General features: G+C 72.4%; 22 protein-coding genes. 10 read left to right on the forward strand and 12 right to left on the reverse strand.

The annotated features are described in order from the left end of the window. Positions 1-20: 20 nt before the first annotated feature. The gene (gene ngcE / locus ACBI99_RS24460; RefSeq protein ID WP_357583478.1) at positions 21-1,412 is read right to left on the reverse strand and encodes an N-acetylglucosamine/diacetylchitobiose ABC transporter substrate-binding protein; all 1,392 of its coding nucleotides are present in this window, start codon (positions 1,410-1,412) and stop codon (positions 21-23) included. Positions 1,413-1,545: 133 nt separating this feature from the next. Between ngcE and ACBI99_RS24465 the strand changes: the two genes are divergently transcribed. From ACBI99_RS24465 to ACBI99_RS24490, 6 genes are read left to right on the forward strand one after another with little or no spacing between them, the layout of a single operon-like run. Further along, the gene (locus tag ACBI99_RS24465; RefSeq protein WP_375073561.1) at positions 1,546-2,499 is read left to right on the forward strand and encodes a hypothetical protein; all 954 of its coding nucleotides are present in this window, start codon (positions 1,546-1,548) and stop codon (positions 2,497-2,499) included. Beyond that, the gene (locus ACBI99_RS24470) at positions 2,496-3,422 is read left to right on the forward strand and encodes a BadF/BadG/BcrA/BcrD ATPase family protein (protein ID WP_375073562.1); all 927 of its coding nucleotides are present in this window, start codon (positions 2,496-2,498) and stop codon (positions 3,420-3,422) included. The genes ACBI99_RS24465 and ACBI99_RS24470 overlap by 4 nt, the downstream gene beginning before the upstream one ends. Further along, a complete protein-coding gene (locus tag ACBI99_RS24475) occupies positions 3,419-4,912 on the forward strand; it encodes a glycoside hydrolase family 3 N-terminal domain-containing protein (RefSeq protein WP_375073563.1) in 1,494 nt (497 codons plus the stop codon). Before ACBI99_RS24470 ends, ACBI99_RS24475 begins: the two co-directional genes overlap by 4 nt. An 18-nt stretch (positions 4,913-4,930) precedes the next feature. Continuing rightward, positions 4,931-6,139, forward strand: a complete 1,209-nt coding sequence (locus tag ACBI99_RS24480; protein ID WP_357583470.1) for an ROK family transcriptional regulator — start codon at positions 4,931-4,933, stop codon at positions 6,137-6,139. Between the two features lie 52 nt (positions 6,140-6,191). Continuing rightward, a complete protein-coding gene (locus ACBI99_RS24485) occupies positions 6,192-7,088 on the forward strand; it encodes a Rieske 2Fe-2S domain-containing protein (RefSeq protein ID WP_219510336.1) in 897 nt (298 codons plus the stop codon). Between the two features lie 55 nt (positions 7,089-7,143). Further along, entirely contained in the window at positions 7,144-7,725 is a 582-nt protein-coding gene (locus ACBI99_RS24490; protein WP_375073564.1) for a TetR/AcrR family transcriptional regulator, read from the forward strand. Here the strand turns inward: ACBI99_RS24490 and ACBI99_RS24495 are convergent. Beyond that, positions 7,722-8,102: a hypothetical protein gene (locus ACBI99_RS24495; RefSeq protein WP_375073565.1), complete on the reverse strand. Its 381-nt coding sequence runs from the start codon at positions 8,100-8,102 to the stop codon at positions 7,722-7,724. The two genes, ACBI99_RS24490 and ACBI99_RS24495, sit on opposite strands and share 4 nt — an antisense overlap. Before the next feature lie 66 nt (positions 8,103-8,168). Between ACBI99_RS24495 and ACBI99_RS24500 the strand changes: the two genes are divergently transcribed. Further along, the gene (locus ACBI99_RS24500) at positions 8,169-8,579 is read left to right on the forward strand and encodes a PPOX class F420-dependent oxidoreductase (protein WP_219510334.1); all 411 of its coding nucleotides are present in this window, start codon (positions 8,169-8,171) and stop codon (positions 8,577-8,579) included. A 39-nt stretch (positions 8,580-8,618) separates the two neighbouring features. On the opposite strand, the gene ACBI99_RS24505 is transcribed toward ACBI99_RS24500, so the two are convergent. Beyond that, positions 8,619-10,151 carry an alpha/beta hydrolase gene (locus tag ACBI99_RS24505; protein ID WP_357583466.1) on the reverse strand — a complete coding sequence of 511 codons (1,533 nt, stop codon included), beginning with the start codon at positions 10,149-10,151 and terminating at the stop codon, positions 8,619-8,621. Between the two features lie 182 nt (positions 10,152-10,333). Between ACBI99_RS24505 and ACBI99_RS24510 the strand changes: the two genes are divergently transcribed. Beyond that, complete coding sequence (locus ACBI99_RS24510; protein ID WP_219510330.1) at positions 10,334-10,642, forward strand: hypothetical protein; 309 nt, start codon at positions 10,334-10,336, stop codon at positions 10,640-10,642. 51 nt (positions 10,643-10,693) lie between these two features. Here ACBI99_RS24510 and ACBI99_RS24515 read toward each other — a convergent pair whose 3' ends face one another. The 8 genes from ACBI99_RS24515 to ACBI99_RS24550 form a co-directional block, all read right to left on the reverse strand. Continuing rightward, a complete protein-coding gene (locus tag ACBI99_RS24515) occupies positions 10,694-11,674 on the reverse strand; it encodes a glycoside hydrolase family 11 protein (protein ID WP_375073566.1) in 981 nt (326 codons plus the stop codon). 152 nt (positions 11,675-11,826) lie between these two features. Then, on the reverse strand, positions 11,827-12,186 hold the full coding sequence (locus tag ACBI99_RS24520) for a hypothetical protein (RefSeq protein WP_219510326.1): 360 nt from the start codon (positions 12,184-12,186) through the stop codon (positions 11,827-11,829). A 10-nt stretch (positions 12,187-12,196) separates the two neighbouring features. Continuing rightward, positions 12,197-13,102, reverse strand: coding sequence for a hypothetical protein (locus ACBI99_RS24525; protein WP_357583460.1), 906 nt, complete (start codon positions 13,100-13,102; stop codon positions 12,197-12,199). Continuing rightward, entirely contained in the window at positions 13,099-13,491 is a 393-nt protein-coding gene (locus ACBI99_RS24530) for a YbaB/EbfC family nucleoid-associated protein (protein ID WP_357583458.1), read from the reverse strand. The genes ACBI99_RS24525 and ACBI99_RS24530 overlap by 4 nt, the downstream gene beginning before the upstream one ends. Positions 13,492-13,565: 74 nt before the next feature. Continuing rightward, positions 13,566-14,012 (reverse strand): nuclear transport factor 2 family protein, encoded by a 447-nt coding sequence (locus ACBI99_RS24535; RefSeq protein WP_357583456.1) that lies wholly within the window; start codon positions 14,010-14,012, stop codon positions 13,566-13,568. A 15-nt stretch (positions 14,013-14,027) separates the two neighbouring features. Next, positions 14,028-14,219 carry a ferredoxin gene (locus ACBI99_RS24540; RefSeq protein WP_357583454.1) on the reverse strand — a complete coding sequence of 64 codons (192 nt, stop codon included), beginning with the start codon at positions 14,217-14,219 and terminating at the stop codon, positions 14,028-14,030. Next, positions 14,219-15,124, reverse strand: coding sequence for a pyridoxamine 5'-phosphate oxidase family protein (locus ACBI99_RS24545; protein ID WP_375073568.1), 906 nt, complete (start codon positions 15,122-15,124; stop codon positions 14,219-14,221). The genes ACBI99_RS24540 and ACBI99_RS24545 overlap by 1 nt, the downstream gene beginning before the upstream one ends. Positions 15,125-15,152: 28 nt before the next feature. Continuing rightward, complete coding sequence (locus ACBI99_RS24550; RefSeq protein ID WP_357583450.1) at positions 15,153-15,605, reverse strand: VOC family protein; 453 nt, start codon at positions 15,603-15,605, stop codon at positions 15,153-15,155. A 99-nt stretch (positions 15,606-15,704) separates the two neighbouring features. On the opposite strand from ACBI99_RS24550, the gene ACBI99_RS24555 reads away from it, so the two are divergent. Continuing rightward, positions 15,705-16,319, forward strand: a complete 615-nt coding sequence (locus ACBI99_RS24555; RefSeq protein ID WP_375073570.1) for a CGNR zinc finger domain-containing protein — start codon at positions 15,705-15,707, stop codon at positions 16,317-16,319. Positions 16,320-16,413: 94 nt separating this feature from the next. Next, positions 16,414-17,421, forward strand: a complete 1,008-nt coding sequence (locus tag ACBI99_RS24560; RefSeq protein WP_375073572.1) for a serine hydrolase domain-containing protein — start codon at positions 16,414-16,416, stop codon at positions 17,419-17,421. A 38-nt stretch (positions 17,422-17,459) separates the two neighbouring features. Here ACBI99_RS24560 and ACBI99_RS24565 read toward each other — a convergent pair whose 3' ends face one another. Then, a complete protein-coding gene (locus ACBI99_RS24565) occupies positions 17,460-21,530 on the reverse strand; it encodes a S8 family serine peptidase (RefSeq protein ID WP_375073573.1) in 4,071 nt (1,356 codons plus the stop codon). Between the last annotated feature and the right edge of the window lie 21 nt (positions 21,531-21,551).

A 21,551-nucleotide genomic window follows, 5' to 3' on the forward strand; every position in this document is an offset into this window, starting at 1 on the left:
GCTGGTGCCGGTTTCGCATCTCAGTTCCGGGCCGCGTCGGTGAGGCGCTGCGCTTCCTTGGCGAGCTGGTCGGCCTTCACGTCGCCGTTCATGAACCGGCCCATCACCTTGGCGATGTCGTTCCACAGGCGGCTGTTACGGGTGTCGACGGTCAGGCCGAAGATGTTGTCGCCGGCCTCCTTGAGCGCGTCGTTGATGGAGACGAGGCCGTGCTTGGCATCGGCGGGCAGCGTGGCGTTGCGGTTGGAGGAGAGCGCGCCGGCCTGGGCGATGAAGTTGGAGCCGCCCTCGTTCGAGAGCATCGCGCGCAGGAACTCCAGGCCGCCGGCGGAGTTGGCGGCGTCACGCGGCACGATGTACGGCTCGCCCGCCTTGGCGCACAGGGCGCCGAACGGCCGGTCGTCGGCGTCGGTGATCGACGGGACGCGGCAGATCGACATGTCGAAGCCGGCCGGGACGCTGTCGCCCATCTCCTTCTCCAGCCAGGAGCCGCCGGGGACGAATCCGGCCTTGCCCTGGAGGAACTGCATCTGGGCGTCGGTGTGGTTGAGGCCCGAGCTGCCCTTGAGCACCCAGCCGTTGGCGGGGATGGCCTCGAACGCCTTGAGCGCGGCGACGGCCCGCTCGTCGGTCCAGGCGTCCTTCTCGAAGTTGTTGATCTTGTCGATGACTTCCTTGCCCGCGACCTTGTAGATCATCGAGGCCAGCCACCAGAACATGTAGTACGGGAACTGGCCGGGGTAGGTCCAGGGGGCGATGCCGGCGGTGGCCATCTTGTCGCACAGCCCGAGGTAGTCGTCCCAGGTCTGCGGGTAGGTCCAGCCCTTCTCCTCGAACAGGGAGGCGCTGTACCAGGCACCGTAGGCGCCGTAGGAGTAGTTGAGGACGACGAACTGGCCGTCGTGCGTGCCGACCTCGACCACGCCGGGGCGCAGGGTGTCGCGCACGGGCACGGCTGGATCGCTCCAAGAGGGCGCGTCCAGCAGCGGGGCCAGCGACAGCAGGGCCTTGTCGCCGACGAGCGCGCCGTAGTCGATGGCGTTGGAGCCGGAGTTGTTGACGACGTCCGGCGGGTTGCCGGCGACGAAGCGGGGCTGCAGCGTCTGCTGGATCTGCTGGGTGGAGGTCTGCTTGACCTCGGTCTTGGGATGCTTCTTCTGGTAGAGCTCGACGGGCAGCTTGATGTATGCCTGGCCGTAGCCGCCGTCGAAGAGCACGACCTCGACGGGCGTGCCGGCGGCCACCCCGAACGGATTGCCCGCGACGGCACGGCCCGTCGGGGACGCGGCGGGCGCCTGCTTTCCGCCGGATGTGGCACAGCCGGCGGCGAGCGCGCCGGCGACGGGGGACAGCGCCAGGAACGCCAGGACCGAACGGCGGGTCGGCTGGGGCTGCGACGGACGATCATGCATTCGGGTACACCTCCACAGGATTCGTACTCCTTTGACGATCCTGAGTAAGGTAAGCTACCTTACTAACATGGCTACAGCAACAGTTTTCCCGTGGAACTCCTTTGACGAGGCCTTTCGCAGCCAGCCCGAGTCGTTGGCGGACCTCGCCGGGGCTCTGCCGGGGCAGCTTGACCGTCACGGCGACGTCACCCGCCTCGTCGCCTTCGCGATCGGGGCCAGCCGCGCCGCCGCGCACGTGCTGGTCGCCGGGCTCACCGCGCGCGGCGTGGCGTGCGAGCTGCTGACTGGAGCCGATTTCACCGCCGACCAGGTGCGCCCGGAGACGACGTACCTGGGGGTCTCCCAGTCGGGACGCAGCGTCGAGATCGTGCGCGCGCTGTCACTGGCCCCCGAGGAGTCGCGGATGAGCGTCGTCAACCGGACGCCCTCGCCGGTGTCCGAGCTGGCCCCCCGGCACCTGTGGCTGGGCGGCGTCGCCGACTCCCGCGTGTCCACCGTCGGCTACACGGCCACCGCGCTCGCCCTGGCCATGCTGGCCGAGCACCTGACCGGCGGCGTCGACGAGCCGCGCTGGCGCTCGTTCGGCGAGCGGCTGGCCGCGGTGATCGACGGGCAGCGCGCGGCAGCCGGGCGCATCGCCGCCGACCTGGTGCGCGCCGGCCACCTCGACGTGGTCTCCTCCGGAGCGGGGCTGGCGGCGGCCGAGGGCGCCTCGCTGCTGTTCCGCGAAGGCGTCGCACTGCCTGCCTCCAGCTTCGACACCCGCTCCTACCTGCACGGATTCATGGACAGCGCCCGGCCGGGCACCGTCCACGTGATCGTCGACTGCGGCAGCGAGGCGCTGCTCGCCCGCCAGCTCGCCGACCACGGCGCCACCGTGCACCTCATCGGCGCCGAGCCGATCGCCTACGACGGCCCCGGCCCGCTGCACCAGATCCACCTGCCCGGGATGAGCGGCGCCGAGCTGTCCATCGCGGCCACCGTCATCTGCCAGATGGTCGTCCAGGAGGCCTGCGCGGCCACCGGCCGGCGCCCCGAGGACGCGGTGTTCACCCGCCTCGACACGAAGGTGGAGACGACCGCGTGAGCGTGGCCCCCCAGCCGCGCCCCGGCGTCGCGGGCCTCGACATCGGCGGCTCGTACCTGCGCGTCCACGTCGAGGACGCCGTCACCGGCGAGCACCTCGCCGGTCAGACCCTGCCCAACACCGACTGGAACGACCTGTCCACGGCCGGGCGCGCCGCGCTGATCCGCTCCGCCGCCGGCCAGGTGACGCCCGCGAGCCACCGGCTCGCCGCCGTCGGCGTCGGCGCCCGCGGCTGCGACTCCGAGGCGCTGACCAGGGAGCTGCACGCCGCCGTGGCCGCAGAGTTCGGCCCCGGCGTCACCGTACGGGTCTGCAACGACGCCCTGCTGGTCGGCCTGGCAGGCGGGTACGACCATGCCGTGTCGGTGATCGCGGGAACCGGGGCCGTCGTCGGCGGCCGGACCCCCGACGGCGTCACGATCCTCACCGACGGGTGGGGCTGGCTGCTCGGCGACCACGGGAGCGCGCCGCGCATCGTCATCGACGCCCTGCGGCTGTACGCCGAGAGCCTGGACCGCGGCGAGGGCGACCGGGTGTTCCGCACGTTCGTCGCCGGCGCGTTCGACGTCATCGAGGACCGCCGCCTCCCCGGAGCGCTGGAGGGCGTGCGCGAGGAGCTGGGCGAGCTCGCCGAGAGCGTCTTCGCCTGCGCGGAGGCCGGCTCCCCCAGCGCGCGGCGGGCCATCGTGGGCAACGCCCAGCGGCTCGCCGGCAACGTCGCGGCCGCGCTGCGCCTCGGGGTCCGCGCGGACGCCGTCGTCGGCGCGGGCGCGGTCATGGTCAAGCAGCCGTCGTTCCGGTCCGCGTTCGCCGAAGCGCTGGTCGAGCAGGGCGTCACGCTGCCGCTGTCGGTCCTCGGCACCGAGCCGGTCTTCGGGGCCGTCCGGCTCGCCCACCTGGCATATGAGGAGCAATTCGCATGACATCAGACCTGCGGCAACTCGCCCTCGGCACCGTGCTGCCCGCGTTCGAGGGCACCACCGCTCCGCCGTGGCTGCTCGACCGGCTGCGCGAGGGGATGGCGGGCGTCATCCTGTTCGGCCGCAACATCGTGTCGCCGCAGCAGGTGGCGGAGCTGGTCCGGCAGATCCGCGAGGCCCGGCCGGACGCCGTCGTGGGGATCGACGAGGAGGGCGGCGACGTCACCCGCATCCACCACGACGAGGGCAGCCCCTACCCCGGCAACCGGGTGCTGAGCGAGAACGGCGACCTGGACGCCACCCGGGCGGTGGGCCGCGGCATCGGCGCCGAGCTGCGCGACCTCGGCGTCAACTACAACCTGGCGCCGATCGGCGACTACGTGACCGACCCGCTCAGCCCGCTGACCACCCGCTCCTACGGCCGCAGCCCGCGTGACAACGCCGAGCACGCCGCCGCCTGGATCGAGGGCCTGCAGGAGGCGGGCGTGGCGGCGTGCGTCAAGCACTACCCGGGGCTCGGCGGCTCGCTGCTGGACTCGCACCTGTCGCTCGGCCGGGTGACCGCCGGGCGGGCCGAGTTCGACGACGAGCACCTGCGCACCTTCGTCAGCGCGGCCGCCTCCGGCGTGGCGAGCATGATGACCGCGCACGTGGTGGTCGACTGCCTCGACCCCTCGGCGCCCACGACGCTCAGCCCCGCCGTGATCAGCCGCCTGCTGCGGGACGAGATCGGCTACGACGGCGTCGTCATCTCCGACGCGCTGGAGATGCACGGCGTGCTGAACCACGCCTCGTCGCTGCCCGCCGCCGCCGTGGGCGCGCTGCGCGCCGGCGTCGACGTGCTGTGTCTCGGGGCCGAGCAGTACGAGGAGGCGACCACCGCCGTCGTCGACGCGATCGTCGCCGCCGTGCGGTCCGGCGAGCTGCCCGCCGAGCGGCTGGAGGAGGCCAACCGGCGGGTCGCCGCGATGGCCCGCGCCTACCCCGGCACGGTCGGCGTGCCCGGCGCCGCCGACACCGCCGCCGAGCGCGCGGCCGGGCTGGCGGCGGCCTGGGGGGCGACCACCGTCGAGGGCGACGCGTCGATCACGGGCAGCACGGGCGGCACCGGCAGCACGGGTGGCACTGTGCACGTCGTCACGTTCGACGACCGGACCTCCATCGCGGCCGGGCCCGTCCCGTGGGGCATCGGGCCGGAGCTGCGCGCGGCCGGCGTCGCGTTCGCCGACCACGTCCTGACCCCGCCGATCAGCGACCCGCCCGACCTGCCGGGCCTCGGGCCGTCCGACGTCGTCGTGGCCGTCGTACGGGACCTGCCCCGCCATCCCGCCAGCGCCGAGGTCTTCGACCGGCTGGACGCGCCACGCCTGGTCGTCGTCGACATGGGCTACCCGGGGACGGACTACCCGCGCGCCACCGGCGTGGTCCGGACCTTCGGCGCCTCCCGGGCGAGTTCCGCCGCCGCCGTACGCGCCCTGACAAGACAGGCGTGACTCCGATTGGATGACCACATGCGTTCGCCGGAACTCCCCCCGACCCAGCGCCACGTCCTGAGTCACACGCTCGGCCACGGCTCGACCACCCGGCCCCGGCTGCTCGCCGCCACCGGCCTGTCGAAGCCGAGCGTCAACGACGCCGTCAGCGCCCTGGAGGAGGCCGGCTACCTGCGCCGCAACGGCAGGCACGTCCCGGCGACGGGCAAGCCGGCCGTGCTGTTCGAGGCGGCCGACGAGGTCGGCTGGGCGCTCGGCGTCGACCTGGGCAGCTCCCACGTCGAGCTGATGGCCGTCGACCTCGCCGGGGCGCGCACCACGCACGTGTCCATCTCCGAGCCGGTCCGCCCCGGCGAGGCCCGCCGCCGCGAGCCGTCGCCGCACGTCATGGAACGGGCGGCCCGGCAGCTCGCCGACTGGTGCGCCGGACGCGACCGGCTGCGGGCCGTGACGATCGCGCTGCCGCAGATCATCGACGCCCGCCGCAGCCAGGTGCCCGCCTCCGCCGGACAGGAGAAGGGCGCCGTCGCCACGCTGCTCGACGCGCTCACCGACCACTTCGACGGCCCGGTGCGGCTGGAGAACAACGTCAACTGCTCGGCGGTGGCCGAGATGCGGATCGGCGCCGGGGCCGACGTGCCGAGCCTGGCCTACCTGCAGCTCGGCGTGGGCGTCGGCGCGGGGCTCATCAACGAGGGCCGCCTGGTGCGCGGCGCGCACGGCGCGGCGGGCGAGCTGTCGCGGCTGCCGTTCCCGTGGGCCGACGGCGCCGAGCAGACCTCGCGCCACGCGATGGAGGAGCGGCTGGCGGCCTCCCGCCTGGTCGACTCCTACCGTTCGCAGGCTCCCGGCGCGGCCTCCGTCGGCGAGGTGGTCAAGGCGATCCTGGCCGACGTCGCGGCCGGCTCGGCCGAGGCCAAGGCCGTGCTCGACGCGTACGTGCTGGACGTCGCCAGGGCGTGCGCCGCGCTTGCGGCGGTCGTCGACCCCGACCTGGTGGTGATCGGCGGCGAGATCGGCGACGCTCCCGAGGTCGTCGAGGCGGTGCAGGCGGCGGCCCGGCCGCTGCACGAGTTCGTGGCGATCTCCAGCAGCGTCGTCGGCGCGCTGGCCACCGTGCTCGGCGCCGTCATCCTCGGCCTCGAACAGGCCCACTCCGAGCTTCTCGGCGAGTACGCGGTGCACGCGACGGCCGCCGTCGACCGGCTGCGCGCCGAGCGGCCGTAGCGCGTCGGGCTCCCCCAGGCATGAGTCACCCGGCCTGGGGAAGCCAGCCGTCATGAGCAAAAAAGTCGAGGACTGGAGTGCGCTCGACGGCGCATCGAACAAGCTCGCGGGCCTGGTCGGACGGCTGACACGCCCCGACGCGATCAAGAACGCGCTGTCGGGCACCTGGCTGGGCCACTCGCTGCACCCCGTTCTTACGGACCTGCCCATCGGCGCCTGGACCATGGCCTCCTTCCTGGACGTGGCCGGAGGCGAGGCCGGGGCCGAGTCGGCGCGCCGCCTGGTCGGCGTCGGGCTGATCGCCACGGTGCCCGCCGCGGCGGCGGGGGCGTCCGACTGGTCGGAGACCTACGGGCCCGAGCAGCGGACCGGGCTCGTGCACGCGCTGTGCAACGTGACGGCGACCGCGCTCCAGGCGGCCTCCTGGGTCGCGCGCGGGCGCGGGCAGCGGCGGGCCGGGATGCTGCTGAGCGGCGCGGGCCTGGCCATGACGTCGATCGGCGCGTACCTGGGCGGGCGCCTGTCGTTCGTGCAGGGCGTCGGCGTCAACCACACCGCGTTCCAGCAGCCCGTCACCGACTGGACCGACGTCGCGGCGGTGGCCGAGGTGAGCGACGGCCGGGCGCACCGCGTCACGGCGGACGGGGTCGCTGTGCTGCTCGTCCAGCACGACGGGACGCTGCACGCGCTCTCGGCCACCTGCACGCACGCCGGCGGGCCGCTGGACGAGGGCACGATCGTCGGCGACGGCTGCATCCGGTGCCCGTGGCACGGCAGCACGTTCCGGCTCGCCGACGGCAAGGTGGTGCGCGGGCCCGCGACGGTCGAGGAGCCGCGCTGGGACGTGAAGATCGACAACGGCCGGGTGCTCGTCCGGTCCACGACCGGCGACCGGGAGCCCGTCCGGGCGGTGATCCGGAGCACCGAGCGGATCACCGCACGGGCCTGACCCCGAACGCCCGCAACCCCGCCAACGGCACGTGCCGTTCTACTAGGCTGTCCACATGACGGACACCCCACGCACCCGGGCCGACGACCGGACCGAGGCCATCAGGCGCACCACGCTCGAGCTGGCCCAGGAGATCGGCTACGCCAAGCTCAGCATCGAAGGGGTCGCGGCCCGCGCCGGCGTCGGCAAGCACACGATCTACCGCCGCTGGCCGTCCAAGGGCGCCCTGTTCCTGGACGCGGTCCTGTCACCGCAACAGCCGGACCTCGACTACCCCGACACCGGCGACGTCATGGCCGACCTCCGCACACAGATCCACCATGCCGTCGACCTGCTCGGCCGCCCCCCGTTCGGGCCGCTCTTCCAGTCACTGATCGGCGAGGCCCAGCACAACCCGGCCGTCGCCGCCGAGCTGAACGAGCGCTTCGCCAAGCCGCAGGAGGCCAAGACCGTCGCCCGGCTCACCAAGGCCAGGGAGCAGGGGCAGCTCGCCCCCGAGTTCGACCTGGACCTGGCCATGTCGATCCTGACGGGGCCGCTGTTCTTCACCCTCATGGTCACGCAGGAGCCGGTGACGCACGAGTACGTCGACCGGGTGCTCGAAGCCCTCTTCGCCGGAATGCGCCCCCGCCCCTAGCTAGGCAGCTCACCGATCCGCGCGAGGACGTGCGAGCCGCCGGCGGCGCACTTCCACACGGCGGCCCCGTCCTCCCATCCGGCGTGCGCGCCGCGATCATGGGGCACGCAGACGGGCCAGACCTGCCAGATCAGCTCCATGATCGTTTCCTGGGTGGAGTCGGCGACGTTCACGATCGCGCTCACGAGGTCGCCGCCATCCTCGGGATACAGGCCCTCACCGTGATAGCAGCCGTCGTACTGCACCTGCGCGCCAACGCTCCAGCCCCTCGGGATCAGCCGGAGGGCGCCGGTGAGGTCCGCCGCGCGGACGTCGCGCTCCACGATCTCCAGGGCGCGCTCCAGCGTCTTCCACCAGTCTTGGTCTTCGATGGCCACGCCGCAGTCTGGCGTCACGTACGGCTTCCCGGCAAGGGGAAGGGCGTGACAGAAAGGAGGAGCGTCATGGCGTTCACCGAGGAGGAGATCGCGTACCTGCGGTCGCAGCCGCTGGCGCGGATCGCGACGCTGGGACCGGGCGGGCAGCCGGACGTGGTGCCGGTCGCGTTCGAGTTCGACGGCGAGCGGTTCTGGGTCGGCGGGTCGGGCGCGTCGGTGCTGGAGACGCGCAAGTTCCGCAACGTCAGGGCGGGCAACCACCTGGTGGCGGTGGTGGTCGACGACCTGGTGTCGATGGAGCCGTTCGTCGCTCGGGGGGTGCGCGTCTACGGCCGGGCCGGGGAGCCGGTGGAACGGGTCGGCATGGTGGGGCCCGGCTTCTACCTCGGCATCACGCCCGTGGTGTCGTGGAGCTGGAACCTGGCGGGCGAGCCGGTGGGCGCCACCTGGTACGAGGCGCGCAGGACAGTGCACTGAGGGCCGGGCCCGGGGTGGTTTCCGGGCCCGGCCACGGGGTCAGCGGGGCAGCGACGACCAGGGGAGGCCGTCGGTGGGCCAGAGTTCGGCCTGCCGCTTGAGCGTGTTCTCGACCCGGCCGCCGACGGGGCAGCGGTAGCCGTGCGGGGGCACGGTCAGCGAGATCAGGTAGTTGTCGATGGGCACCGTGCTGCACTCGTCCTTGCCGTAGATGCGGTGGCCCCAGCCTTCGTAGGTGAGCAGCACCGCCTTGCGGCCGAGCTGCCTGGCGACGTTGGCCGACCAGCCGTACGGGGTGGACGGGTCGTGCAGCGAGTTGCCGAGCAGCAGCGGCGCGCTGCCCTTGTAGCGCAGCCGGTGCTGCGGGTTGTTGGTGGGGTGGTTGAGGCAGACGGGCAGGTCCTCGATCGGCATCGGGTTGAAGCGCATGTCGGGGGCCCGGCGGGCGGAACTGCGCAGCAGTGCGGCGTATTCGCGGTAGTTGCGCACCCGCAGACTGTAGTCCTGGCACAGGATGACGGTCGGCAGGTGGGCGAGTTCGCCCTGCACGGGCTGGCGGCCGGGCAGCGGGGGCACCCAGTCGGGCGGGGTGCCGCCGTTGAGCGCGTTGATCATCTGGGCGAGGAGCTGCCAGGCGGGGCCTTCGGTGCCGAGGACGCCCTGCCACAGCACCTGCAGCTCGGTCATCGGCCGGTCGGGCACCCCGGGGTAGTAGAGCTCGCCGCGCCGGGCCTTGGCCAGCAGGTCCTTCCAGATCGCGCGGACGTCCTGGCCGTGCAGGGCGCAGCTCGGCTCCTGGTCGCACCAGCCGACGAACTGGTCGAAGGCGTCCTCGACGGCGGCGGCCTCGCTGTCGAGGAACTGCTTGACGCGCAGGCTGTGGTCCATGTTGCTGTCGAGGGCGAGCGCGCGGATCCGGCCGGGGAACAGCTCGGCGTACATCTGGCCGATCAGCGTGCCGTACGAGATCCCGTAGTAGGTGAGCTTCTCCTCGCCGAGTGCGGCGCGGATGGCGTCCAGGTCGCGGGCCACGCTGACGGAGTCGACGTGGTCGTACAGGGGGCCGGTGCGGGCGCGGCAGTCGGCGCGCAGCCGCTCGTTGTAGGCGGTCCACCTGTCGAAGTCGGCCTGGCTGGTCATGACGGCGTACGGCATCTCGTTGTAGACGGACGCCGAGCAGACCACGGGGTTGCTGCGGCCGACGCCGCGCGGGTCGAACCCGACGATGTCGAAGTGCCGCTGCAGTTCGGGGGTGAAGAAGCCGGGGGCGCCGTAGGCGGCTTCGACGCCGGAGCCGCCGGGGCCGCCGGGGTTGATCACCAGTGAGCCGATGCGGGCGGCGGGGTCGGTGGCCTTGCGCCTGGCCAGGGCGAGCTCGACGGTGGGGCCGTCGGGCTGTGACCAGTCGATCGGGACGGCCAGCTTGCCGCACTCGGCGGCGGGCTCCTCCTCGCACGGCGTCCAGGTGATCGCCTGGGGCGGCTGCTGGGGGCTCGCTCCGGCGGCCTGAACGGGTAAGACTGCCGCGACCGTGACGAAGGCGGTCGCCAGCAGGGTCAATCTTCTCTTCACATCGCTCCCATCGGTCATCCGGCCGAGTTAGATCATGCCGGGTCGGCAGGGCGTGCGAAGCAAGATGGGAAATGTCGTGGTTGACGGGCAAACGGCTGTCTTGACGGTGGGGGAAACAGCGATCTAGCCTCACTTTTAGGAAACTTTCCTAAAAGTAAAACCCCCCACCCCTGGAGACTCGTATGAGCCTTCGTCATCGTGCCGCCATTCTGGCGGGCGCCGCAGCCCTGGCCTTCGGCCCGGCCGTCCTCCTCGCCTCCCCCGCCGCCGCGGCGCCTACGGGATGCACCACCCAGTACGGCGCCGGCTCGGCGAGCAGCTTCTGCTCCTCCGGCACCGGCATGCACCAGGTCGTCGTCCTGCAGAAGCACGCTTCGCCGCTCGCCGGCCCCATCCTCGTCGTCGGCCCCTGTGTGCCGGTCGGGCAGACCTCGCACACCTCCATCACCCCCTGGCCCGTCGTCTCGATCCGCGCCAACACCTGCGGCTGAGCCGGCATCGGCGCGGCGGCCCCGGCCGCCGCGCCTTCGCGTTCCCCGGGGTCAGCCCGCGCTGCAGGAGACCGTCGGCCAGTTCCAGTTGCCGTTGTGCTGGATGGTCACGCCCCAGTTGTTGCCGTTGCCGTTCGGCCTGGCGGTGAGCACCTGGGAGCTGGGATAACTGGCGCTGACGTTCCAGGTGGACAGGACCTTCGCCGGGGAGGGCACGTTCATCGTCACGGTCCAGTTGCCGGAGCCGCTGACCGCGACGTTCAGGTTGTAGCGGTCGCTCCACTGCTGGCCCGCCGACAGCGTCGCCGAGCACCCGCCGCTCCCGTTGCCCCCGTCGCCGCCGCCGGTGGTGCCGCCCACGGTGATGTTGGAGTTGCCGCTGCTCTGGTAGCCCTCGGTCGCCATGATCATGTAGTCATGGCCGCCCAGGTTCATGCCGTGCCTGGCCCAGGCGTCGAAGTGGTTGCCCGAGGTGATGGTGCCGCCGGTCTTCTTCGACTGCCGGACGCTCCAGTACTGGTTGAACGTCCTGGTCCCCTCGATCGACGGGGCGTTGTAGCGGGTCGTCTGGTAGATGTCGTACGTGCCGCCGTCGCTGGTGACCGTGCCCTTGTACGTGCCCGTGGGCCGGTAGGTGCCCCAGTTGTCGACGATGTAGTACTCGACGAGCGGGTTCCTCGTCCAGCCGTAGAGGGTCAGGTAGGCGTTGCCTGACGGGTTGAAGCTGCCCGAGTAGCTGACGGTGCGGCGTCCGCCGGTGCTCCAGCCCTTGCCCGCGACGAAGTTGCCGGTGTTGCGCCACGAGGTGCTGTAGTTGCCGCCGGAGCCCAGCTCCATGGAGACGGTCCCGTTGCTGTCGGTCCAGAACGAGTAGAAGTAGCCGTTGTTGGTGCCCGTCTGGTTGGTCGTGATGGCCGCGTGGGCGACGCCGGGGAGCATCGCCGTGGCCACGGCCACCGCCACGGCGCAGGAGCGGGCGACGAACCGCCTGACGGGTCCGCGGCGTTTCGGGGGTGCGGGGGGCTCGTTCATGTGCGCGCTTCCTCCTCGAAACTATCGGCGAGTTGGCGAAAGTATCGGCTCGAATTTGTCAAGCTGTCAATGCCGCCCACTCGTCACGATGCCGAGATCCCGGCTAACCTGCGCAATTGTCCCGATGAAAATTTCGTACGGCTACCGAAACATCAGCTCGCCCCCCAGATCGGCCGGTCCGGATCGCCGGGCGGGAGCTTCGACAGGATCAGGGCGACCTGGTTCCAGTCCCCCACCTCGACGTTGTCCCTCATCAGGCGCAGCCGCCGGGCGATCTCCCCGTGCCCGGTCAGGAAGTTCGCCACCCCCTCCTGGATCTGCCCGGTCACCGCCTCGTACCCCGACGCGCCACCCTCCCCCTTGAGGAACGTGGCGCCCAGGTCGTCGTCACCCCAGAACGCGCCGATCGCCTCCAGGTCCCTGGCCGCCTCGCCGACGAACCGTCCGAGCTCGTCCCGCTCGACGTCGAACGCGTGCGCCGCCGAGCGCATCACGTGCTTGTGGATGTCCATGCCGTCCTCCTCAGCTCGCGGGTTTGTGCGCCATCGTGAAGTAGAGGAGCAGCCGGCCCAGCGTCTCCTTCCACGTCGGGATCAGCTCGGCGCCCTCCTGGCCGTTCATGGCGTCGTACGAGGGGCCGTATCCGATGGAGCCGCCGGCCACCCGGCTCAGGAAGTAGCGGACGTCGGGATTCTGGCTGATCCTGCCGGCCAGGGGCATCGCGGCGTCGAACGCACCGTAGAAGGCGACCGAGGCGGCGAACTCCTTGAGCGCCTGCGTGGCGTTCTGCTCCAGCGAGCCGGGGTCCTCCCCGCGCAGCGCCTTCACGCCCGCGACCACGGCCACGTCCCCGACGGCGAAGAAGGTGCTGCCGATCGTGTACTCCGTCAGCTTGGCCAGCACGATTCTGGCGACGCTGTGCTCCAGCAGCTTGGCCAGCATGCCCGCCTGCGCCCGGCGCATGAGGAACTGGCTGATCTGGTACGCCGTCCCCGCCTGCCAGGGGAAGGTGGTGATGAAGATGAAGCTGGCGAAGTTGGCCAGCGCCAGCGTCCAGTACGTGTGCCGCGCGGTCTCGATGACCTCCGCGTACTCGGCGCACGCCTGGCTGTTCTGCCGGCAGCGCTGGGCGAGCCTGGCGGCGTAGCCGGCCGTGGGCGGCTGTGGATAGAGGCCGGCGGTGACCGCCTTCTTGAAGGCGTCGACCCCGGCCCCGCTGTTCTGCCTCCACACCGTCTCCGCGGCGGCGAACGTCTTGTCCGGGCTCCGCTCGACGCGTTCGGCCAGCCTGGCCCACACCTCGGCGGCCTGGCGGGCCTTGGCCGGGTCGCCGGTCGGGTAGTCCACGGCGAGCATCTTGAAGACGAACCCGGCGATGCCCAGCGCGCCGAACCCGTAGATGCTCGCGCGGCCCGGGTTGATCCTCAAGGCCGCCGCCCGCGGTCGCCCCCGGCGCCCGGCCGGTCGCCGCTCGGGCCCGCGCCGTCCAGCACGGTCTCGGCGATGAAGGGGGCCACCAGGTCGCCCGCCTCCCGCTCGGCGTCGCGGGCGGCCCGGCCCGCCGCTTCGAGTACCGCCGCCGCCAGCTCCGCGGAGCCGAGCCGCATGGCGCGCGGGTCGATGGTGAGCCCGGTCAGCGCCCCCGTCTGTGTCACCTCGGCCACCACCCGGCCCTCGGCGGCCTCCCCCCGTCCCTTGACGGCGGCCATCCGGCCGCTCAGCCGCTCGATCGCGGCCACGTCCTGCCGGAACTGGTCCAGCAGCCGGCCGAGCTCCTGGTCGCCGCCCGCGTTGAACGGATCGCCCGGTGAGGTCATCGCGTCTCCTGACTCTCGTGATCATCGCTGTACGAGAGTTAACCAGGAGGAAATACCGGCTATTTCCCTCTTTGTCAGGCGAGCGGCAGGGGCACGCCCCGCTCATCCTCCCCGCGCGGCCCGAAGATCCGGCGCTCGCCGGCGGCGATCGGCAGGTCGTTGATGCTGGCCTCGCGCCGCCGCATCAGCCCGCTCGCGTCGAACTCCCACAGCTCGTTACCGTAACTGCGCCACCATCCCCCGGCCGCGTCGCTCCACTCATACTGGAAACGGACGGCGATCCGGTCGGCGGTGAAGGCCCACAGCTCCTTGCGCAGCGCGTAGTCCAGCTCCCTGGCCCACTTGCGGGTCAGGAAGCCGACAATCTCCTCCCTGCCGGTGACGAACTCGTCCCGGTTGCGCCAGACCGAGTCGGGTGTGTAGGCGAGGGACACGCGGCGCGGGTCACGGGTGTTCCAAGCGTCCTCGGCGGCCTGAACCCTGGCGCGGGCGCTCTCTTCGGTGAAGGGCGGAACGGTCATGAGCTCTCTCCTCGGTCAGTCTTCTTCGAGCGTGATCGCCTGGACGGGACAGGCACGCGCCGCCTCCTCGACGGCGGGCCAGTACGCGTCGCCGGGCTCCGCGTCGTAGACCAGCTCGTCATCGGCGTCGAGGCTGAACACCTCCGGCGCGGCGAACACGCACTGGGCGTGGATCTGGCACAGGGCGTCGTCGACGCGGACCCGCATCACGCCCTCCTCTCGGCGGCCTGGGCCGGGTTGAACCGCGAGTAGCCGCCGAACGACCAGCGTTGCGGAAGCCCTCCGGTGATCTGGACGGCCCGCTCGACCTCGAAGTCGACGAGCCGGTGGGCGCCGGGCACGGCCGCGGCCCGGCCGGGGTCCCAGTCGACGCGGGCCCGGCCGGTCAGCTGCAGTGTGTCGCCGTTCTCCCAGTCGAGGAACAGCAGCCCGCAGCGGGGTTCGACGGCGAGGTTGCCCAGCGTCATGAACATGGAGTTGCCCGTGTAGTCGGGCCAGGTGAGCCGCCCGTCGCCGGTCACGGTGACGAACCGGGGGTTCCCGCCCCGGTGCGAGGCGTCGGCGCCCTGCCCTGCCGCGTAGGTGGCGACGAAGAAGGTGTCGGCCCCGGCGATCCACCGCCGCTGGTGATCGGTCAGCTCGCCGGTGACGGCCGCCGCCCGGCCCGGCGAGGGCAGCTCGTCGAGGTACGTACGCGTCTGGATGTACTTCGGACAGTTCGCGTACACCTGGTGGGTGCTGGTGACGAGCCGGTCGCCGTCCCTGCGGGCCCGGCCGTTGACCCGCATCCTGCGCCGCCCGGAGGGCTCGATGACGAGCATGCCGAGGTCGCGTTCGGTGTCGAACAGGCCGGCGAGCGGATCGCCCGCGCCGGGCAGCCGGTCGGTGACGACGGTCCGGTCGTCCGGGGCGGTGACGAACCCCGGCGGGCCGGTGATCAGCCCTGCCCAGGCCGCGCCGGTGTCGTCGGCGGCCGCGATCACGACCAGCCGCTGCTCGCGGAGGAAGTTCGCGGCGACCGGCGGGACGGCCGCGCCGACACCCGCCGATCCCCATCCGTCGGTGGTCAGCCCGGCCCGGCGTTGCACCACGTGTTCGCCGTGGTGGAGCACGGTCGGCTCCTTTCCTGGCCGCTGGGTTCTAGAAGAAGCCGCACGTCGGCGCGCCCTTGGTGGGCGCGGGTGCGGTGTCGGCGCCGGAGGGGGCGTAGATCTCCAGGCGGATGCCGTCCGGGTCGGTGAAGAACACGCCGCCGGACGAGGCGCCTTCGCCGTGCGGGACGACGCCGTCGTGCAGCGGCTGCACGCCGAGCCCGCGCAGGACGGCCTCGGCGCGGTGGACCGCCTCGATGTCGGGGGCCTGGAACGACAGGTGGTGCAGGCCGGGCCGGTCGGCGGGGAACGCGCCGTCGCTCTGCTGCCACAGCGTGACCATCAGGGCGCCGTCGCGGCCGAGGAGGGCGTAGCGGCGGTCGCCGTCGGTCTGCTCGTTGTAGACCTCCAGCTCCAGGACCTGGCGGTAGAAGGCGGTGGAGCGGGCCAGGTCGGTCACGTTCAGGCCGACGTGGCCGGTCCGCAGGGCCAGTGCGCTCATGCGAGTCCTCCGGTTTTTCTCATGGCTAAAGGCAAGGACGACCGTTAGAAATATGGCGGACGGTCCTCACGGTGTCAAGCTGCCGGTAGCGTTAGAAGTGTGGATGTGGCAGACCTCACCGGTGGCGGCGCTCCCCAGCTCGGGGAGCTGCCGCCGATCGAACTCGGCAACACCACCCATGCCGTGCGCGGCCAGGTCCTCGACGGCCTGCGTACCGCCGAGCACCTGGCCGCGTGGCTGCGCGACGTGCGCGACCGGCTCGCCGTCCCGCTCTCGGACGCCGACCTCCTGGGCGTGACCGGCGACGACCTGCGTCACGCGCGGGAGCTGCGGGAGGCCGTACGCGCCCTCGCCGCCGCGACCGTCGCCGGGCAGGAGCCCGAGCCCGGCTCGGTCGCGACGCTCAACGCGCACGCCGCCCGCGCCCCGCGCTGGCACGAGCTGCGCACCGGCCCGGAGCCGCAGGCCGTCGTGCGCACCGCCGGGCGCGCCGTCGACGCCGCGCTCTCCGCGCTGGCCGAGGACGCCGTCACCCTGTTCGCCGGGCCGCAGCGCCACGAGCTGCGCGCCTGCCAGGCCCCGGGATGCGTGCTCTACTTCCTGCGCGAATCCGCGCGGCGCGAGTGGTGCTCGGCCGGCTGCGGCAACCGGGCCAGGGCCGCCCGCCACTACGCCAAGGTGCGCGGCACGAAGAAGCCCACTGGGGCCGCATAGCCCGGAGCCTCCAGAATAAGCAACCGCAGTTGACTAAATTCGAAATAGTCAACTACGGTTGCTTGCATCTTCCCCTGACGCCTCTGGAGGCACCATGTCCCCGTTCCGCCCCGATCAGCTCGCCGCCGCCCTCGACCGGGCCGTGGCCGACGGCGACGGCCCCGGCATCGTCGCCGAGCTGCGCGACCGCGACGGGACCCGCTGGTTCGGCACGGCGGGAGTGGCCGACCTGACCACCGGCCGCGAGCGGCGGCCCGGCGAGCACTTCCGCATCGGCAGCTTCACCAAGGCGTTCGCCGGCACGGTCGTCCTGCGCCTGGCCGCCGAGGGCAGGCTGAGCCTGAACGACACGGTGGCCACGTGGCTGCCCGGCGTGGTCGAGGAGCACCTGGGCGGCGACGGCTCCGCGATCACCGTCAGGCAGCTGCTCAACCACACCAGCGGGCTGCCCGACGCCGTCATCGGCCAGGAGCCCCCGCGCCCCGAGACGCCGGGCACGCGCTTCATCTACTCCAAGCTCAACTACACGCTGGCCGGGATGATCGTCGAGGGTGCGACCGGCTCCACTCTGGCCGCCGAGATCGACCGCCGCATCGCCGGCCCGCTCGGCCTGACCGGGACGTACCTGCCGACGGGCGCCGAAACGGTACGCGAGCCGCGCGCCCGGCACTACTCCCGCTCCGACGAGGGCGGCGGGCCCGCCGACCTCCACGACGTGACGGACGCCGACCTGAGCTGGGCCGGGGCCGCGGGCGGCATGGTCTCGACGACCGCCGATCTGCACCGGTTCCTGCGCGCCCTGCTCGACGGCGAGCTGCTGCCGCCCGCCCAGCAGGAGGAGATGTTCACCACGGTCCCGACCGACGGCGCGGACTGGGTGCCCGGCACCCGCTACGGCCTCGGCGTCTACGAGCAGCGGCTCCCGTGCGGGGTGACGCTCTGGGGCGGCGGCGGCTTCATCCAGGGCTCGACCTCGTTCGCGATGGGCGACCGCCAGGGTCACCGCACGCTGGTGGTCAACCTCAACGGCGACTGGAACGACTTCCTGAAGACCTTCGACGACCTGTACGAAACGGCCTTCCGCCCGGGCCGGGACGCGTGAGCGCCCGGCGTCGGCGACGCCGGGCGCTCACGAGCTGACTAGCGCAGGCCGAAGGCTCGGACGGTGGTCTGCTTGACGGTGTTGCCCGCCTTGTCCCACGCCTCGACCTTGAGGGTCACGGCGCCCTTGGTGGCGCCGAGCGCGGGATAGCGGGTCCTGGCGGTGTACGTGCCGTCCTTGCCGCGCTTGACGGGGACGGGCGTGTACGTGGCGCCGTCGTCGGTGCTGGCCCACAGCTTCAGACCGGCGATGCCCGGCATGTCCGACGCGGACGGCGAGTGGTAGGCGGACACGGTGAAGGCGTGCGTACGACCGGCGCGCACGCTGTTGGCGGCGTCCAGCGTGTCACCCAGGTCGTAGCCGACGAACACGACCGGGGCCGGCTTGCAGGGGTCCGCCGTGCCGTACAGCACTTCGAGCGAGCAGAACGAACCGGGCAGCCGCTCGGCCCCGGCCGCCGGGGCGGTGAAGGTCCACTCGGTGTCGTGCCGGTCGTTCCTGGCGGTCAGCCGGTAGCTGCCCGACTGCTGCGGCAGGGTGAAGACCGGCAGGACGGTCGAGCCGCCGGCCTCGGTGCGCGGGATCTCCTTGCCGTCCCTGTAGAGGCGGACCTCGAACCCCGGCTTGGTCAGGTCGTTCGTCGGCCAGTAGCCGCCGCTGTACTGCCTGGCGCCCGGGGAGCCGTAGCTGGGCTCGAACTCCGCCCACAGCTTGTCGCCCTGGACGCACATCATGCACCGGAAGAAGGCGCCGAGGTTCGCGCCCGGCTTGGCCAGCTTGTAGACCTTGTCCGAGCCGGTCGCGGCGCCGGGCGTGAACGGCGTGGCCATCCAGGTCTGACGGATCCGGACCGGCTTGTCGAGCACCTCCAGCGCCCACTGCGGGACCCGGGCGTCGGCCGGCGTGCCGCGCAGCTCCTCCATGCCGTGCGACCAGAGCATCCCGCCGTCGAGCGGCCCGACCCAGTCGCGGCGTTCCTGGAGGCCGAGCCGGGGGCCGCCCCACCCGGCGAGCTTCGTCGACAGCGGCATGACGTCGTCGGGCTTGTGCGCGTACCGCCAGTCGTCGTAGCGGTGAGGAGCGACGACGTGGGCGTCCAGATCGACCCTGGCCAGGTCACGCTCGCCGAAGGTGTAGTGCAGCGAACGGGACACCCGGCCCTCCTCGTAAGGGGCGAAGGTGTAGCTGTAGGGCGTCTCCTCGGTGCCGGTCACCCGTACGGTCAGCCGCTTGCCGCCGGTGAGCCGGGCGCGCAGGGCGAGCCCTTCGGCCGACGGCAGCGACACCGTGGCGACGCCGATGGGCTTGGCCTCCCCCGTGAACGGGACCTGCGTGAAGCCCAGCGGGATCGCGCAGCCGGACCCGGGCTTCGGGAAGTACGCGACCACCGCCGCGCCGGCGTCACGGATCGGGCCGAGCCGCTCGATCTGCACGCCGCACGCGTCGCCGAACACGCCCTGCGACAGCGGCGCCTCCAGCAGGACGAGCTTGCCGCGCAGGTCGCGGCCCGCGAGGTCCTCCGGCCTGCCCTCGCCGACGTCGACGACGTCCAGGTCGCGGGTCCCGGTGAGCGGCACGTAGCCGGGGAAGCCGTCGCTCTGCTCGTGCACCCCGGCGGTGTTGACGCCGTGCAGCGCGGTCATCGGGTGCAGGGTGAGCTTGTCACGCCCGCGCACGCTCATGGCGACCTCGGCCCGGCCGAGGGTGAAGCGGGTGTGGAAGCGGAAGGCGCCCTTGGTGACCTTCTCGGTGGGCAGCGCCCACAGCTTGGCGGCCCCTCCGTAGGGCGCGCGCGGCCAGGTGAACCCCATGTAGGAGTCGCCGTTGCCGACCGTCCGCTGATACGCCAGGTAGACGTAGTTGTTCAGCGGCTCGGCCGGCTGCGGGGTGCTGAACCGCACCTGGCTCAGCTTCCGGCCGTCGAGCGTGATCTCGGTGTCCTCCGTGACGGTCAGCTCCGGCACCGACAGCATCGCCAGGTTGAGCCGGTCGTCGTCGTCGACCCACTGCACGAACTGGGCCACGCTGATGACGCCGTGCGGGACGCGGACGATCGTGGTGCCCTCGGCGGGCACGGAGACGCCGCCGATGACGCCCTTGCCGCCGGACACGTCGATCGTGTCCTGGGCCCACGGGGTCAGCGGCTTGCCGTCGCGGCCCAGGGTGTGGATGGTGAGCGTGGCCTTGGGCGTCTCACGGACGACGCCCACGGGGGTGCGCAGCCGGACGCCGTCGGCGGTCGCGGTGACGGCGCCGGTGTAGTTGTCCAGCTTTGCCAGCGCCTTGGGGTCGACGGTGACCGTGGCGGTGGCCGCGCCTCCTGCTGGCACGGTGAGCGTCGTCGCGCCCAGTCTCAGCGCGCCCTCGACCGCGCCGCCGTCCGACCCGCTCAGGGTGGGGGCGAGCGTCAGCGTGACGGGCGCGCCGCCCAGGTTGGTGTAGGTCAGCTCGCGGGTGGCCGGCTCGGCGCCGCTCTCCACCGCGCCGAAGTCGATCCCGCCGGTGACGGCGAAGACCTGCTGGGTGTACGCGGTGGCGAGGTCGACGCGGCCGGCGCCCTGCTTGTACACGCTGAGGGCGTCGTCCTTGGCGGTCGACATGAGGGCGGCCTTGAGCTGCGGTCCCGTCCATTCCGGATGCCGCTGCGCCATGATCGCGGCGGCTCCGGCGACGTGCGGGGTGGCCATCGAGGTGCCGTTCGCGGCCGTGTAGTGCTCGTCGATCGGGCTGCCCATGCTCGTGCCCGCGGCGCGCGCCGCGGCGATGGCCACGCCGGGGGCGGCGATGTCCGGCTTGAGCCCGCCGCCGACGCGCGGTCCCTGGCTGGAGAACGGGGCCCATGCGTCGTTCTTGTCCACGGCGGCCACGGTGAGCGCGGCCTCGGCGGTGCCAGGGGTGGCGACCGTCTCGGCGCCGCCCTCTCCGGCGTTGCCCGCGGCGATCACGAACAGCGCGCCGGACGACGCGGTGAGCGCGTCGACCGCCTGGCTCATCGGGTCGCTGCCGTCGCTGGCGCCTCCGCCCAGGCTCATGCTGACCACCTTGGCGCCGGAGGCGGCAGCCCACTCCATGCCCTCGATGATCTGGGAGTCCTGGCCCGATCCCGCGTCGGACAGCACCTTGCCGACGATCAACCGCGCGCCCGGCGCGACGCCCTTGTGCCTGCCGCCTCCGGCCGCGCCCGAGCCGGCGATCGTGGAGGCGACGTGGGTGCCGTGGCCGTGGCCGTCCCGCACCTCCTCGCCGGGGATGAAGGACCTGCTGTCGGCGATCCGGTCCGCCAGGTCGGGGTGCGTGGCGTCCACCCCGGTGTCGAGGACGGCGACCTTCACACCCGCGCCGTCGTGCCCGCCGGCCCACGCCTGCGGGGCGCCGATCATCGGGACGCTCTCCGCCAGATCGGCCTTGACCTTGCCGTCCAGCCACACCGTGGCGATCCCGCCGCGCAGCGCCGCCCGCCCGGCGAACCCGTTCGCGTCCGGCTCGGCCCGCACCGCGGTCCAGAACGCGCCCGCCTCCGCCTTGGTGACGGCCAGCGCGGCGGCGTTGACGCTCTCCAGCGTGAGCACGGGCTCGCTGGCGGGGATGGCCTCGGCCGCCGAGGCGACCGCCCGGTCCGTGTGCTGCCCTGGATACTGCACGATGACGGGTAACTGCTTGGCCCGGTCGTCGGTGTAGCCGTTCTCGGCCAGGTAGGTGACGTTGAACAGCTCCCGGTCCAGGCGGCCCGCGTTGATGGCGGGCACGGCGTCGCTCGGGGTGACGTAGACGCCGTCCGGGGTGGCGAGCGTGGAGAGCTGGGCGGTGGTGCCGTCGGGGCGCACGCTCGACTCCGGCCGGACGGAGTACGTGCCGCCGCCCGCGTCGCTGAGGCGCACCCGGTCGCCGGTGATCAGGGTGACCGTGCGGTCGCCCTTGCCGAGCCCGGCCAGCGCGATCGGGCCGGTGACCTGCCCAGTCGCCGGGGCGGCGGGCTCGGGTTCCTGGGCCAGGGCGGGCGCGCCGGGAACGGCGAGCGTGCCGAGGACCAGGGCCGAGGCCGCGATCAGCGCGCCGGTGCGGCGGGGTCTGAAGGATGGGGGATCATGCGGTGAAGTGCGTGGAGACATACCGAACTGCCCTTTCGGGTG

It is taken from the genome of Nonomuraea sp. ATR24 (assembly GCF_041950485.1).
GTDB classification, from domain to species: Bacteria; Actinomycetota; Actinomycetes; order Streptosporangiales; family Streptosporangiaceae; genus Nonomuraea; species Nonomuraea ceibae.